Origin of the sequence: Aquabacterium fontiphilum, assembly GCF_009909205.1 — a bacterium.
Lineage (GTDB): Bacteria > Pseudomonadota > Gammaproteobacteria > Burkholderiales > Burkholderiaceae_C > Aquabacterium > Aquabacterium fontiphilum.
The window spans coordinates 234,536-248,381 of sequence record NZ_JAAAPN010000006.1; the positions used below are offsets into that span (position 1 = coordinate 234,536).

The 13,846-nt window shown below is 68.0% G+C and carries 11 protein-coding genes; all 11 read right to left on the minus strand.

All coding sequences use genetic code 11. The annotated features are described in order from the left end of the window. Positions 1–14: 14 nt before the first annotated feature. From GTZ97_RS09230 to rsmH, 11 genes are read right to left on the minus strand one after another with little or no spacing between them, the layout of a single operon-like run. The gene (locus GTZ97_RS09230) at positions 15–989 is read right to left on the minus strand and encodes a D-alanine--D-alanine ligase (protein WP_161650289.1); all 975 of its coding nucleotides are present in this window, start codon (positions 987–989) and stop codon (positions 15–17) included. Next, the gene (murC, locus tag GTZ97_RS09235; protein ID WP_161650290.1) at positions 986–2,398 is read right to left on the minus strand and encodes a UDP-N-acetylmuramate--L-alanine ligase; all 1,413 of its coding nucleotides are present in this window, start codon (positions 2,396–2,398) and stop codon (positions 986–988) included. The genes GTZ97_RS09230 and murC overlap by 4 nt, the downstream gene beginning before the upstream one ends. After that, a complete protein-coding gene (gene murG, locus GTZ97_RS09240) occupies positions 2,395–3,501 on the minus strand; it encodes an undecaprenyldiphospho-muramoylpentapeptide beta-N-acetylglucosaminyltransferase (protein ID WP_161650291.1) in 1,107 nt (368 codons plus the stop codon). Before murG ends, murC begins: the two co-directional genes overlap by 4 nt. Then, positions 3,498–4,715, minus strand: a complete 1,218-nt coding sequence (gene ftsW, locus GTZ97_RS09245) for a putative lipid II flippase FtsW (RefSeq protein ID WP_407926738.1) — start codon at positions 4,713–4,715, stop codon at positions 3,498–3,500. Before ftsW ends, murG begins: the two co-directional genes overlap by 4 nt. Positions 4,716–4,768: 53 nt before the next feature. Beyond that, positions 4,769–6,556 carry a UDP-N-acetylmuramoyl-L-alanine--D-glutamate ligase gene (gene murD, locus GTZ97_RS09250; protein WP_161650293.1) on the minus strand — a complete coding sequence of 596 codons (1,788 nt, stop codon included), beginning with the start codon at positions 6,554–6,556 and terminating at the stop codon, positions 4,769–4,771. A 13-nt stretch (positions 6,557–6,569) separates the two neighbouring features. Beyond that, positions 6,570–7,748, minus strand: coding sequence for a phospho-N-acetylmuramoyl-pentapeptide-transferase (gene mraY, locus GTZ97_RS09255; RefSeq protein WP_161650294.1), 1,179 nt, complete (start codon positions 7,746–7,748; stop codon positions 6,570–6,572). Then, a complete protein-coding gene (locus GTZ97_RS09260; RefSeq protein WP_236651100.1) occupies positions 7,738–9,156 on the minus strand; it encodes a UDP-N-acetylmuramoyl-tripeptide--D-alanyl-D-alanine ligase in 1,419 nt (472 codons plus the stop codon). Before GTZ97_RS09260 ends, mraY begins: the two co-directional genes overlap by 11 nt. Beyond that, positions 9,153–10,682: a UDP-N-acetylmuramoyl-L-alanyl-D-glutamate--2,6-diaminopimelate ligase gene (locus GTZ97_RS09265; protein WP_161650295.1), complete on the minus strand. Its 1,530-nt coding sequence runs from the start codon at positions 10,680–10,682 to the stop codon at positions 9,153–9,155. The genes GTZ97_RS09260 and GTZ97_RS09265 overlap by 4 nt, the downstream gene beginning before the upstream one ends. Continuing rightward, on the minus strand, positions 10,682–12,508 hold the full coding sequence (locus GTZ97_RS09270; protein ID WP_161650296.1) for a peptidoglycan D,D-transpeptidase FtsI family protein: 1,827 nt from the start codon (positions 12,506–12,508) through the stop codon (positions 10,682–10,684). Before GTZ97_RS09270 ends, GTZ97_RS09265 begins: the two co-directional genes overlap by 1 nt. Continuing rightward, positions 12,505–12,831: a cell division protein FtsL gene (ftsL, locus tag GTZ97_RS09275; protein WP_161650297.1), complete on the minus strand. Its 327-nt coding sequence runs from the start codon at positions 12,829–12,831 to the stop codon at positions 12,505–12,507. Before ftsL ends, GTZ97_RS09270 begins: the two co-directional genes overlap by 4 nt. Next, on the minus strand, positions 12,828–13,841 hold the full coding sequence (gene rsmH / locus GTZ97_RS09280; RefSeq protein ID WP_161650298.1) for a 16S rRNA (cytosine(1402)-N(4))-methyltransferase RsmH: 1,014 nt from the start codon (positions 13,839–13,841) through the stop codon (positions 12,828–12,830). Before rsmH ends, ftsL begins: the two co-directional genes overlap by 4 nt. Positions 13,842–13,846: the final 5 nt, after the last annotated feature.

Here is a 13,846-nt window from a genome sequence, read left to right on the forward strand (position 1 = left end):
GGGCGTCGTTCCAGTCAGCGTTGCAACGCGTCCAGGCTGGCCGAGGCCAGCAACTGCACGCACAGTTGTTCATAGCTCAAGCCAGCCACCTTGGCTGACATGGGCACCAGGGAGTGACCGGTCATGCCCGGCGAGGTGTTGATCTCAAGCAGGAAGGGTTGGCGGTCGCTCTTGCGGATCATCACGTCGGCCCGGGCCCAGCCGCGGCAGCCCAGCGTGCGGAAGGCCCGCACGACCAGACGCTGGATCTCGGTTTCTTCGTCGGCATTCAGGCCGCTCGGACACAGGTACTGCACGACATCGGTGAAGTACTTGTTCTGGTAGTCGTAGTTGCCACCGGGGGCGACGATGCGGATCACCGGCAAGGCCTGCGCCTCGCCATCGACAATCAGCACCGGGCAGGTGGTTTCCTCGCCTTCGATGAACTGCTCGCACAACACTTCGGGGTCGTGCTGGGCGGCCGCGGCATAGGCTGCTGCACACTGCGCGGCATCGGTCACCTTGGTCAGGCCGATGGACGACCCCTCGCGCGCCGGCTTGACGATCATGGGCGCCCCCAGCGCCACCAGCGCCTGCTCGCACTCTGCCGCGCTGGCGACCAGGCGCCAGTCCGGCGTGGGCAGCCCCTCAAATCGCCAAATGCGCTTGGTCATGACCTTGTCCATCGCAATCGACGAGGCCATGACACCCGAGCCGGTGTAAGGGATCTTCAACAGCTCAAGTGCACCCTGCACGGTGCCATCTTCTCCGCCCCGGCCATGCAGCGCGATGAAGCAGCGATCAACGCCTTCTGTCTGCAGTTCCTGCAACGGACGCTGCGCCGGATCGAAGGCGAAGGCGTCGACGCCCTGGGACTGCAAGGCCTGGAGCACACCGGTGCCTGACATGATGGACACATCGCGCTCGGCCGACGAGCCGCCGAACAGCACGGCGACCTTGCCCAGGGAGGCCGGGTTCACCACGGGGGGGTGCAACTGGATGCGGCTCATGTGCCCGCTCCCTTCAACAAATCGGCGGTCTTGCCCGCCACAGCGCCGATCGAGCCGGCGCCCATGCAGATCACCACATCGCCACCGCGTGCGTTGTCTGCGATGGCTTGCGGCAAATCGTTGACGTCGTCCACAAACACCGGCTCCACCTTGCCCTGTACGCGCAGGGCGCGGGTCAGGGCGCGGCCATCCGCCGCCACGATGGGCGCCTCGCCCGCGGCATACACCTCGGTCAGCAGCACCGCATCGGCCGTGCCCATGACCTTGACAAAATCTTCGAAGCAGTCGCGCGTGCGGGTATAGCGGTGGGGTTGGAAGGCCAGCACGATGCGCTGTCCGGGGAAAGCGCCGCGCGCGGCGCTGATCACGGCCGCCATCTCGACCGGATGATGGCCGTAGTCGTCGATCAGCGTCACGCGGCCACCGTCGGCCGTGGGGTGGTCGCCGTAGCGCTGAAATCGACGCCCCACGCCGGTGAACGCTGCCAGCGCCGCGATGATGGGCTCGTCCGGCAGCTCGATCTCGGTGGCCACCGCGATGGCGGCCAGTGCGTTGAGCACGTTGTGGCGCCCTGGCTGGTTCAGCGTCACCTGCATGTCAGGCATCACGGCGCCATTGCGGCGCTGCACGGTGAAGCGCATCTGCCCGCCCGGCAGCGCCTCGATGTCGACCGCACGCACCTGCGCGTCTTCACCGAAGCCATAAGTGACCACCGGACGCGAGATCAGCGGCACGATGCTGCGCACGCCTGGATCGTCGATGCACAGGATGGCCGCGCCGTAGAACGGCATGCGGTGCAGAAAGTCCACAAAGGCCTGCTTGAGCCGCGCGAAGTCGTGGCCGTAGGTGTCCATGTGGTCGGCGTCGATGTTGGTGACGACAGCCAGAATGGGCAACAGGTTCAGGAAGGAGGCGTCCGATTCATCGGCCTCGACCACGATGTACTCGCCCTTGCCCAGAGCCGAATTGGCCCCGGCGCTGTTGAGCTTGCCACCGATCACGAAGGTCGGGTCGACACCGGCTTCGGCCAGAATGCAGGTCACCAGCGAGGTGGTCGTGGTCTTGCCGTGGGTGCCGGCGATCGCGATGCCGCGGCGCAGGCGCATCAGCTCGGCCAGCATCACGGCGCGGGGCACCACGGGCACGCGACGCGCACGCGCCGCGATGACCTCGGGATTGTCGCCCTTGACTGCGGTGGAGACCACCACGGCTTCGGCGCCCTCAATGTGGGCGGCATCGTGGCCGATGTGCACCGTGATGCCCAGCGAGGCCAGACGCCGCGCCGTGGCGCCGTCGGCCTGGTCGGAGCCCGACACGGTGTAGCCCAGGTTGTGCAGGATCTCGGCGATGCCGCTCATGCCGGCGCCGCCGATGCCTACGAAATGGATGTGTTTGACGGCGTGCTTCATGTGGACGCCTTCTTGAGGTTGCGGTTCACGAGTTGTTCCAGCGCGTCGGCCACGGCTGCGGCAGATTGCGGACGGGCGAGCGCGCGGGCCTTTTGGGCCATGGCGAGCAGTTGCGGGCGGCTCAGGCCCTGCAGCGTAGCGGCCAGACGTTCGGCGCTCAGTTCGCTTTGGGGCAGGTGGAGCGCGGCGCCGTGCTGGGCCATGTACTGCGCGTTGTCGCGCTGGTGCGCGGTGGTCGACACCACCAACGGCACGAGCAGACTGGCCACGCCGGCCGCGCACAGCTCGCTCACGGTGATGGCCCCCGCGCGGCACAGGATCACATCGCAATCGGCCAGTCGCTGGGCCATGTTGTTGATGAAGGGCAGCAGCTCGACGTCGCTGCTGGCGTTCAGACCAGCCTTGGCGTAATCGGCCTTGACCGACTCGAGGTTGGCCATACCGGTCTGGTGGGTGATGCGCGGGCGCTGATCCGTGGGGATGCGCGCCAGCGCCTGAGGAATCAGCTCATTGAGCGCACGGGCACCCAGACTGCCGCCCACCACCATGATGCGCAGCGGGCCTTCGCGGCCGGCAAAACGGGCATCGGGTTGCGCAATGGCCTCGATCTCGGCCCGCACGGGGTTGCCGGTCACGCGGGCGACCTTGTGCTGGGCTGCGGGGCCGTCAAAGCCGCAGGCCAGCACGTCGGTGATGGGCAGCAAGGCGCGGTTGCTGAGCAGCATCGCGGCGTCGGCGTTGACCATGACCAGCGGCAGGCCGCGCGCGGCGCTCATCACGCCGCCCGGGAAGCACACATAGCCGCCCATGCCCAGCACCGCATTGGCCTGGCGACGCTTGAGGATGCCGTAGCAATCGGCAAAGGCCTTGAGCAGGCGCACACCGCCAAAGACGGTGTCCTTGAGGCCCTTGCCCCGCAGACCGTTGAAGGCAATGGTGTCCATGGGGATGCCGGTGGGCGGCACCAGCCGGTTTTCCATGCCCGTGGCCGTGCCCAGCCAGCTGACCGTCCAGCCACGGCGCTTCATCTCATCGGCGACAGCCAGGCCGGGCATGATGTGCCCGCCGGTGCCCGCAGCCATGATCACGAGGTGGCGGCTCATGCGCGCCCTCCGCGCATCAACTGCCTGTTTTCAATGTCCACGCGCAGGCAGATGGCCAGGGCGATGCAGTTGAGCAAGATGCCCGAGCCGCCGAAGCTCATCAGCGGCAGGGTCAGGCCTTTGGTGGGCAACACGCCCAGGTTCACGCCCATGTTGATGAAGGACTGGCCGGCCATCCACACGGCCACGCCCTGGGCCACCAGCCCGGAGAACACGCGGTCGAGCGCGATGGCCTGACGGCCGATGTTGAACAGGCGCACCACCAGCCAGAAGAAGGCGATGACCACGGCGGCCACGCCGATGAAGCCCAGCTCTTCGCCGATCACCGCCAGCAGGAAGTCGGTATGGGCCTCGGGCAGGTAGTGCAGTTTCTCGACGCTGGCGCCCAGGCCTTCGCCAAAGATCTCGCCGCGACCGAAGGCGATGAGGGAGTGCGTCAACTGATAGGCCTTGCCCAGGGCGTTCTCTTCGCTCCACGGGTCGAGGTAGGCAAAGATGCGCTCGCGGCGCCATGGGCTGGCCGTGATCATGGTGACGAAGGCACCCAACAACACCGCGGTGATCAGGAAGAACATGCGCCCGTTCACGCCGCCCAGGAACAAGATGGCCATCGCGATCACCGCGATCACCATGAAAGCCCCCATGTCGGGCTCGGCCAGCAGGAGCACGCCGACCAGGCCCACCGCCACTGCCATCGGCGCCACGGCGCGGAAGAAATGCTCCTTGACGTCCATCTTGCGGACCATGTAGTCGGAGGCATACAGCACGATGCCCAGCTTGGCCAGCTCAGAGGGCTGAAAGTTCATCACGCCCAACGGGATCCAGCGGCGCGCACCGTAGACCTCCTTGCCAATCATGGGAATCAGCACGAGCACCAGCAGCACGATCGAGAAGAGGAAGGTCCAGCCTGCGATGCGCTCCCAGGTGGCCATGGGGACCTGAGTCACCACGGCGGCGGCGGCCAACGCAATCACGATGGCCATGGCATGGCGGACCACGAAGTGCGTCGGCGCGTACTTCGCAAAGCGCGGATTGTCCGGCAGGGCGATGGTGGCGGAATAGACCATGACCAGGCCCATGGCGATCAGGCCCAGCACCACCCAGACGAGGGTCTGGTCGAAGCCCATGATGCGGGTGGGCTGCGACGAGGTCACGTTGACGTAGTCACGCACGGGCAGCGCCGCGGCGGCATCGGGGTCACGCCGCCAGGGCATGCGCACGCTGGCCAGCCAGTGGCGCCAGGCGGGGGTGCGGGCCTGTTCGGCGCTCATGCCACCTCTCCCCGGTCAGCGGCAATGGCCTGCACGGTCTCGACAAAGACCTCGGCGCGATGCGCGTAGTTGCGGAACATGTCGAGGCTGGCGCAAGCCGGGCTTAGCAGCACCGCATCGCCAGCATGGGCCTGCTCGAAGCACCAGCGGGTGGCCTCGGGCAGGGAGCTGAAGCGGGCGTGCAGCAGCGCTTCGCCGTCCGAACGCCGCAGTGGCTGCACCACCGCCTCGATCGCAGGGGCATCCTGCCCGATCAGCGCCACGGCGCGGGCATGGCGGGCCAGCGGCTCGGCCAGCGGCGCGAAGTCCTGGCCTTTGCCATCACCGCCCAGAATGACCACCAGCTTGCCAGGCGACAGATCGGCGCCCAGGCCGGCCAGCGCAGCCACGGTGGCGCCCACGTTCGTGCCCTTGCTGTCGTCGATGGCGTCGACGCCAGCAACCGTGGCCACCAGCTCGACGCGGTGGGGCTCGCCGCGGTACTCACGCAGGCCATGCAGCATGGGCGCCAGCGGACAGCCGATGGCTGTTGCCAGCGCCAGTGCCGCCAGGGCGTTCGACGCATTGTGGCGGCCGCGGATGCGCAGCGCATCCGCCGGCATCAGGCGCTGCAGGATGATCTCTTCTTCCTCGTCCTTGCGGCGCTTGACCGTGGGGTCAGCCTCCAGCGCGCGCACGAGCCAAGCCATGCCCGATTCGGTCACCAGACCGAAATCGCCCGGTGCACGGGGGGCATCCAGCCCGAAGCGCACCACGCGGCGATGCACGGTGCGCGCAGCACGACCGCGCACGCCCGATTTGATCACCTGTGGCGGTGGCACCATGGCCTCGACCAGGGGCTCGTCGCGGTTGATCACCATGATGGTGTCGTGTCGGCCATAGATGCGCGACTTGGCCTCGGCATACGCCGCCATGGTGCCGTGCCAGTCGAGGTGGTCCTGCGAGAGGTTGAGCACCACGGCCGCATCCGGCTCGAAGTTGCTCACACCGTCGAGCTGGAAGCTCGACAACTCCAGCACCCACACCTCGGGCAACACGCTGAAAGTGGGTGCAGCCGGCGGAGGCGGTGTCAACACCACAGGCGGCGCGTCGGCGTCGTCGGTTGTCAGCGGCGCGCTCACCGCCTCGGGCAGCGCCTCGTCGGCATCGGGCTGGTCGTCGCCGTCTCCGGCACGCGCTTCGGCCCAATCCTCCGGCAGGTCTGCTGCTGGCTCGCTCACGGCCGCCGCATCCGGCGCACCGTTGCTCGGGGTCAAGGGGGCATCCTGCGGCGGCTCGGCGTCCAGCGCCGTGGCCAGCGTGTCCAGCAGCGTCGGCCCGATGTTGCCCGCCATGGCCACGCGCAGCCCCGCGCGCTCGACCAGCCGCGCCGTCAGCGAGGTCGTCGTGGTCTTGCCGTTGGTGCCGGTGATGGCCAGCACCTTCGGGGCATAGCCCATGTCCGCTTTCAGATCGGCCAGTGCGGACGCAAACAACGACAGTTCTCCGCGTACAGCGATGCCGCGGGCATCGGCCTCGGCCAGCAGGGCCGCCATGTCCGTGGCGTTCGGCGCCAGGCCCGGGCTCTTGAGCACCAGTTGCACACCGTCAAGCAATGCAGGAGCCAGGCCGTGATGCAGCGTGGCGTGCGGCACCTCGCGGGTCAGCGTGGCCGCCTGGGGCGGCGCGCTACGGGTGTCGGTCACGCGCACGGTCGCGCCACACCGGGCGCACCAGCGCGCCATGGCCAGCCCGGAGTCGCCCAGACCCAGGATCAGCACGGTGAGGTTGCGGAGGTGGTGCATGCCGGCTCGCCGATCAACGCAGTTTGAGGGTAGACAGGCCCAGCAGGCACAGCAGCATGGTGATGATCCAGAAGCGGACCACGACCTGCGTCTCTTTCCAGCCAGACTTTTCGAAGTGGTGGTGCAGCGGCGCCATCAGCAGGATGCGACGGCCTTCGCCGTACTTGCGCTTGGTGTACTTGAAGTAGCTGACCTGCACCATGACCGACAGGGCCTCCAGCACGAAGATGCCGCCCATCACGGCCAGCACGATTTCCTGGCGCACGATGACGGCGATGGTGCCGAGCGCGCCACCCAGCGCCAGCGCTCCGACATCGCCCATGAACACCTGCGCCGGGTAGGCGTTGAACCACAGGAAGGCCAGGCCCGCGCCAGACATGGCCGCGCAGAACACCAGCAACTCGCCTGCGCCCGGAATGTGGGGCAACAACAGGTAGCGTGAGAACACGGCATTGCCGGTGACATAAGCGAAGATGCCCAACGCCGCGCCCACCATCACCACCGGCATGATGGCCAGGCCGTCCAGCCCGTCGGTCAGGTTCACTGCGTTGCTGGAGCCCACGATCACGACATAGGTCAGGAAGATGAAGCCCCACACGCCCAGCGGGTAGCTCACGCTCTTGAAGAAAGGCACGATGAGGTCGGCCGCAGGCGGCAACTCTTTCGTGAAGCCCGACGCCACCCAATCGGTGAACAGCTGCATGACCTGCGCGTTGCTGCTGCCTGAAACGGCAAAGGCCAGGAAGAAGGCTGCGACCAGCCCGATCAGCGACTGCCAGAAGTACTTCTCGCGAGATGGCATGCCCTCGGGGTCCTTGAGCACGACCTTGCGCCAGTCATCGACCCAGCCGATGGCCCCGAAACCCAGCGTGACGATTAGCACGATCCACACGAAGCGGTTCGTCCAGTCGAACCACAGCAGTGTCGACAGGCCGATGGACAGCAGGATCAGCGCGCCCCCCATGGTGGGCGTGCCTTTCTTGGCCAGGTGGGTCTGCATGCCGTACTCACGGATGGGCTGGCCGATCTTGAGTTCGGTCAGCCTGCGGATCACCAGCGGGCCCAGGATCAGACCGATCAGCACGGCCGTCATCGCGGCCATGACGGCACGGAAGGTGAGGTACTGGAACACCCGCAGAAAGCTCAGGTCCGCGCTGAGCCCTTGCAGCCACATGGCCAGACTAAGCAGCATGGACCCCTCCTTGCAAGGCGTGAACAACCTGTTCCATCTTCATGAAGCGAGAACCTTTGACCAGGACGGACGCCACCGACGGCGCCCCGGAGGAAGCAGACAAGGCCGAGACGATCTCGGCCGCGTTGGCAAAGTGGCGCGCGCCGCTGCCAAAAGCCTGGGCGGCGTGGGCGCACAGTTCGCCGGCCGTCCAGACATGCGCGATGCCACGTTCGCGGGCATAGGCGCCCACCTCTGCGTGGAAGGCCGGGCCTTGTGAGCCCACCTCGCCCATGTCACCCAGAACCAGCCAGTGCGGCCCGGGTAAGCCCGCCAGCATGTCGATGGCGGCGCGCACGGAGTCGGGATTGGCGTTGTAGCTGTCGTCCACCAGCGTGAGCGTGCGGCCCTCTTGCCGCACGGCGTGCAGTTGCGAGCGGCCCTTGACCGGCTCGAACGCCGACAGGCCCTGCGCCACGGTGGCCAAGGGCACGCCCGCGCCCAGCGCTGCGGCCGTGGCCGCCAGCGCATTGCGCACGTTGTGGGCACCGGCCATGTTCAGGTTGACCTCGGCTTGCTCGCCACGCGCGCGGATGGCGATCCGCCAGTGCGGCCGCGGCGCGGCGTGCCAGCTGGCTTCGCCCGTGACAGCGGCCTCGCCGTCGGTGGCGAAATCGAGCTTGTCGTAGCCATTGGCCAGCTCGCGCCAGATGGGCGCATGGGCATCGTCTGCGGGGTAAACGGCCACGCCGCGGCGTGTCAGCGCCTGCAGCACGCTGCCGTTCTCGCGCGCCACCGCCTCGACGGTGTGCATGAACTCCTGGTGCTCGCGCTGGGCGTTGTTGACCAGGCCCACGGTGGGCGCGGCAATGGCGGCCAGCTGCGCGATCTCGCCTGGGTGGTTCATGCCCAGTTCGACCACGGCGCAGCGGTGCAGGCCCTCACGCAGGCGCAGCAGCGTGAGCGGCACACCGATGTCGTTGTTGAAATTGCCCGCCGTGGCCAGGGCGGCCTCGGCATCCCCCTGCCCGGCCATCCAGGCGCGCAGGATGGCAGCCACCATCTGCGTGACCGTCGTCTTGCCATTGCTGCCGGTCACCGCGATCAGCGGGATGTCGAAGCGCGCACGCCAGCCTGCCGCCAGCATGGCCAGCGCAGCACGCGTGTCGGGCACGGTCAGGCCAGGCAGGCCACAGGTGTCGACCCCGCGCTGGGCGATCACGGCCACGGCGCCGGCCTGTGCGGCCTGGGGCAGGAAGTCGTGCGCATCGAAGCGCTCGCCACGCAGCGCGACAAACAGGTCACCCGACTGCAGCGTGCGCGTGTCGGTGTGCACGCGCAGGACGGGCGTGGCAGGGTCACCGGTCAGCACCGAGCCGGGCAGCAGGCTGTGCGCCAGCCCGAGCGTCATCATCGGCCGCGATGTCATGCTGCCCCTCCACGCCACTGCGCCAGCGCCGCGCGCGCCTCGTCCACGTCCGAGAACAGCGTGCGCACGCCAGCCACTTCCTGGTAGGTTTCGTGGCCCTTGCCGGCGATCAGTACCACGTCCTGCACTGCGGCGTCGCCCACTGCGCGCGCAATGGCGTCGCGCCTGTCAGGCACCACGGCGGCGCGCGCTGGCTCGCTCAGGCCTGCGCGAATTTGCTGGAGGATGGCAAGCGGGTCTTCGCTGCGCGGGTTGTCGCTGGTCAGCAGCACGCGATCGGCCCGCTGCTCGGCAGCCCGGCCCATCAGTGGACGCTTGACCGGATCGCGGTCACCCCCGCAGCCGAACACGCACACCAGCCGACCTGAGCGGGCCTGCGCCACCGGTTGGAGCGCCTCCAGCGCCTTCTCCAGCGCATCAGGGGTGTGCGCGTAATCGACCACGACCAGCGGGGTCTGACCCGCGGCGTCGGGCGAGTCGACGGTCTGCATGCGGCCGGGCACCGCGTGCAGGCCCGCGCAGGCACGCACCGCCGTGGCCAGATCGTGGCCCAGTGCACGCAGCGCCCCCAACACCGCCAGCAGGTTCGACACGTTGAAGCTGCCGATCACGGGCGCAGCCAGTTCGGCCTGGGCCAGCACCCTCAGGTCAGCATCACGCTCGACCACCGTGAAGGCAATGCCGCGCGAGCGATGGTGCAACTCACAGGCCTGCAGGCGCACATCCGGCCGCAAACCGTACGTCCAGACAGACAACCCTTGCGCAGCCAGCTCGGCGGCCAGCGGCAGGCCCTGTGGATCATCGGCGTTGAGAACCGCCGCCCGCAGGCCCGGCCAATTGAACAGCGCCCGCTTGGCCCGCCAATAGGCGTCCATCGTGCCGTGGTAGTCGAGGTGGTCCTGCGTGAAGTTGGTGAACTGGGCCACGGCGATGCGCGTGGCGTGCAGCCGCAGCTCCTCGATCCCGATGGACGATGCCTCGATGGCTGCTGCACGCAAGCCTTCTCGCACGAAGCGCTGAAAGGTCGCCTGCAGGGTAACCGGGTCTGGCGTGGTGAAGCCAGTGGCCTCGAAGCCGGTATGGCCGGCACGGCCCACACCCAGCGTGCCAACGACCCCGCAGGGCGTGTCGACAGCATCCAGCGCCTGCGCCGTCCACCAGGACGTCGACGTCTTGCCGTTGGTGCCAGTGACAGCCACCACGTCCAGGTGTGCGCTGGGCTCCCCGTAGAAGCCGTGCGCAATCTCGGCACAGCGGCGCTTCAGACCGGGCACGGCCGCCACACGCGGATCATCCGACGCATGGACCTCAGCCCCTTCAGCCTCGACGAGACAGGCCGTCGCGCCCGCGGCCAACGCCGCACCAACAAAGGCGCGGCCATCCTGCGCCGCGCCCGGCCAGGCCACAAAGGCCTGCTGCGCCCCGTCGCGCACGCGACGGCTGTCGACCACCAGGTCGCGCACGCCCCGGCTGGCCAGCCAGCGCAGCACCTCGGCTGTGTCGTGGAGGAGGTGAAGCGCGGCCATCAGAAGCTCTCCACCTCGGCCGGAACCAGCCGCTCAGATGCGACGATGCGCGGCTCGACAGCCTGGTCCGGCAGCACGTTCAAGCGGCTCAGCGTCTGCTGTACCACCTGGCTGAAAACGGGCGCAGCCACCGCGCCGCCGTAGTACTTGCCGTTGCTGGGCTCATCGACCATCACGGCGACGACGATGCGCGGCTGGCTGATGGGCGCAATGCCGACAAACCACGAGCGGTACTTGTTGCTGGCATAGCCGCGCCCTTCCTGCTTGCGCGCCGTGCCCGACTTGCCCCCCACGCTGTAGCCAACTGTCTGGGCCAGCGGCGCGGTGCCGCCGGGGCCAGCAGCCATCTGCAGCATCTGACGCACCGCCCGGGCCGATTCAGGCGAAATGACCCGGGCACTGCGGCTGACATGGCCCGCCCGCTGCACGGGGTCATGGGCCAGCAGGCTCATGGGCACGTACTCGCCATCGGTGGCGAAGATGGTGTACGACTGCGCAATCTGGAACAGGCTGGCCGACAGGCCATAGCCATAGCTCATTGTGGCCTGCTCGATGCGCCGCCAGCTCTTGTATGGACGCAGGCGACCAGTCACCGCACCGGGGAAATCGATCTGCGGCTTCTGGCCCAGCCCCACGGCAGAGAACAGCTCCCACATTTCGCGGGGCTGCATCTGCATGGCCAGCTTGACCGTGCCAACGTTGCTCGACTTCTGGATGACCTCGGCCACCGTCAGGTCCCCATGAGCATGGGCGTCGTTGATGGTCGAGCCATCCAGCGTCATGCGCCCGGGCGCCGTGGAAATGATGGTGTCGGGCCGCACCCGGCCGGTCTCCAGCGCCCACGCCGCAATGATGGGCTTCATGGTCGATCCCGGCTCGAAGGTGTCGGTCAGCGCGCGGTTACGCAGCTGTGCGCCGGTCAGATTGCGCCGGTCATCCGGCCGGTAGGTGGGCACATTGGCCAGCGCAAGGATCTCGCCGGTCTGCACGTCGAGCACCACCACGCTACCGGCCTTGGCCTTGTGCTCGGCCACGGCATCGCGGATGCGCTGATAGGCGTAGAACTGCACCTTGGCGTCGATGGACAAGCGCACGGATTCGCCGTCCACGGCGGGCACCAGATCGCCCACGGCCTCGACCACACGCCCCAGTCGATCCTTGATGACACGGCGTGTGCCATCCCGCCCGGACAGGCGCTCCTGGTAGGCCAGTTCGACGCCTTCCTGGCCCTTGTCCTCGATGTTGGTGAAGCCCACAACGTGCGCGGCGGCCTCGCCTTCGGGATAGTGGCGTTTGGCCTCGCGCAACTGGTGCACGCCCTTGATGCCGAGTGCCACCACGGCTTCGGCCACGTCGTCGTCAACCTTGCGGCGCAACCAGACGAAGTTCGGGCTGCCAGCCAGGCGCTTGTCGAGCTCAGGCACCGTCATGCCCAGCAGTTTGGCCAGCTCACGGCGCTGCTGCGGCGTGGCCTGCAGATCCTTGGGGATAGCCCATAGCGAAGGCGCGGGCACGCTGGAGGCCAGCAGCTCGCCGTTGCGATCCAGGATGCGCCCGCGCGTGGCCTCCAGCGCGATGCGCCGCTCGTAGCGGCTGGCACCCTGCTCGAGGTAGAAATCGTTTTCGATGATCTGGATCCAGGCGGCGCGCCCGATCAGCACAGCAAAGCCCAGCCCGATGGCCCCGATCATGAACTTGACACGCCAGGGCGGCGTGCGCGAGGCCAGCAGCGGGCTGCTCGCGTAACGCACGGACGGCATGGCGCTGGGTTTCTGGCGACGCGGCTGCCCCCGCAGGCGACGCCACAGACCGGACAGGCGGCTCATCGCGCACCTCCCGTGGCAGGCACCGATGCGACCGGGGGCGCAGGCGCGACCCAGGCGCCGGAGGGCGCCACATAGTGCGTGACGGCCGGAGTGGTGGCAACCATCTTCAGCTTGTCGCGCGCCAGCTTTTCGACGCGCAGGGGCGTGGCCTGCACGCGCTTTTCCAGTTGCAGACGCTCGTAGTCGATCTGCAGCTCGCGCGCCGCGCGCTGTGCGCGCTCTAGCTCGACGAAGAGGCGACGCGATTCGTAGCTGGAGCGCACCAGCCAGAAACAACTGGCCAGCAGCACCACCGCCAGCACCAGGTTCACGCGCACGCTCATCGCGCCCCCCTGGTCTTGCGACCCGGCGCCGCCGAAACCGTGGGCTGCCACGGGGTGTCGGTGCGCTCGGCCACACGCAACACGGCAGACCGCGCACGCGGGTTGGCTGCCACCTCGGCCTCCGAGGGCTTGATGCGCGCCACAGCGCGCAGCATCAACGGACGCGGCGCCGCGAACGGCGCGCGGCGATCAACCTCATCGCGGCTGTGCTGCGCAATAAAGGTCTTGACGATGCGGTCTTCCAGCGAATGGAAGCTGATGACCGACAGGCGCCCGCCCGGCGCCAACATCTTCAGGGCCGCGTCCAGCGCAGCCTGGAGCTCGTCGAGTTCACCGTTGACGTGAATCCGAAGAGCCTGAAAGGTGCGGGTTGCGGGATCCTGCCCTGCTTCCCGTGTCTTGACCGCACGAGCCACGAGCGCGGCCAGTTCGCCGGTGGTTCGCACTGGCTGGCCTTCGTCGCGGCGCGTGACAAGCGCCTTTGCAATGGCGCGAGCAAACCGTTCTTCGCCATAGGTCTGGATCACATGGGTGAGTTCGTCCACCGAGGCGCGGGCCAGGTAATCGGCCGCGCTCTCGCCCTGGGTCGTGTCCATGCGCATGTCCAGTGGCGCATCGAAACGGAAGCTGAAACCCCGCTCGGGGTTGTCGATCTGCGGCGACGACACGCCGATGTCCATCAGCAGGCCGTCGACCCGGTCCCAGCCTTTGGACGCTGCCACATCGGCCCAGGACGAGAACGGCGCGTGCGCGATCTCGAAGCGCGGGTCGTCAATGGCCCCATCACCCTGCGTGGCATGCGCAATGGCATCGGGGTCGCGGTCCAGCGACAGCAGGCGCGCCTGTGGACCCAGGCGCGACAGGATGAGGCGGGAGTGGCCGCCGCGCCCGAAGGTGGCATCCACATAGCGCCCCTCAGGGCGCGGACCGACGGCCGCATCCCACAAGGCTTCCACAGCCTCGTGCAGCAGAACAGTCTGGTGCTGCCAAGGGGTCACGGCGGCCTGCATCGCGG

Coding starts and splice junctions, on each gene's coding strand:
- GTZ97_RS09230 (WP_161650289.1), bottom strand. CDS start 989: ATGAGCCGCATCCAGTTGCACCCCCCCGTGGTGAACCCGGCCTCCCTG.
- murC (WP_161650290.1), bottom strand. CDS start 2,398: ATGAAGCACGCCGTCAAACACATCCATTTCGTAGGCATCGGCGGCGCC.
- murG (WP_161650291.1), bottom strand. CDS start 3,501: ATGAGCCGCCACCTCGTGATCATGGCTGCGGGCACCGGCGGGCACATC.
- ftsW (WP_407926738.1), bottom strand. CDS start 4,715: ATGCCCTGGCGGCGTGACCCCGATGCCGCCGCGGCGCTGCCCGTGCGT.
- murD (WP_161650293.1), bottom strand. CDS start 6,556: ATGCACCACCTCCGCAACCTCACCGTGCTGATCCTGGGTCTGGGCGAC.
- mraY (WP_161650294.1), bottom strand. CDS start 7,748: ATGCTGCTTAGTCTGGCCATGTGGCTGCAAGGGCTCAGCGCGGACCTG.
- GTZ97_RS09260 (WP_236651100.1), bottom strand. CDS start 9,156: ATGACATCGCGGCCGATGATGACGCTCGGGCTGGCGCACAGCCTGCTG.
- GTZ97_RS09265 (WP_161650295.1), bottom strand. CDS start 10,682: ATGGCCGCGCTTCACCTCCTCCACGACACAGCCGAGGTGCTGCGCTGG.
- GTZ97_RS09270 (WP_161650296.1), bottom strand. CDS start 12,508: ATGAGCCGCCTGTCCGGTCTGTGGCGTCGCCTGCGGGGGCAGCCGCGT.
- ftsL (WP_161650297.1), bottom strand. CDS start 12,831: ATGAGCGTGCGCGTGAACCTGGTGCTGGCGGTGGTGCTGCTGGCCAGT.
- rsmH (WP_161650298.1), bottom strand. CDS start 13,841: ATGCAGGCCGCCGTGACCCCTTGGCAGCACCAGACTGTTCTGCTGCAC.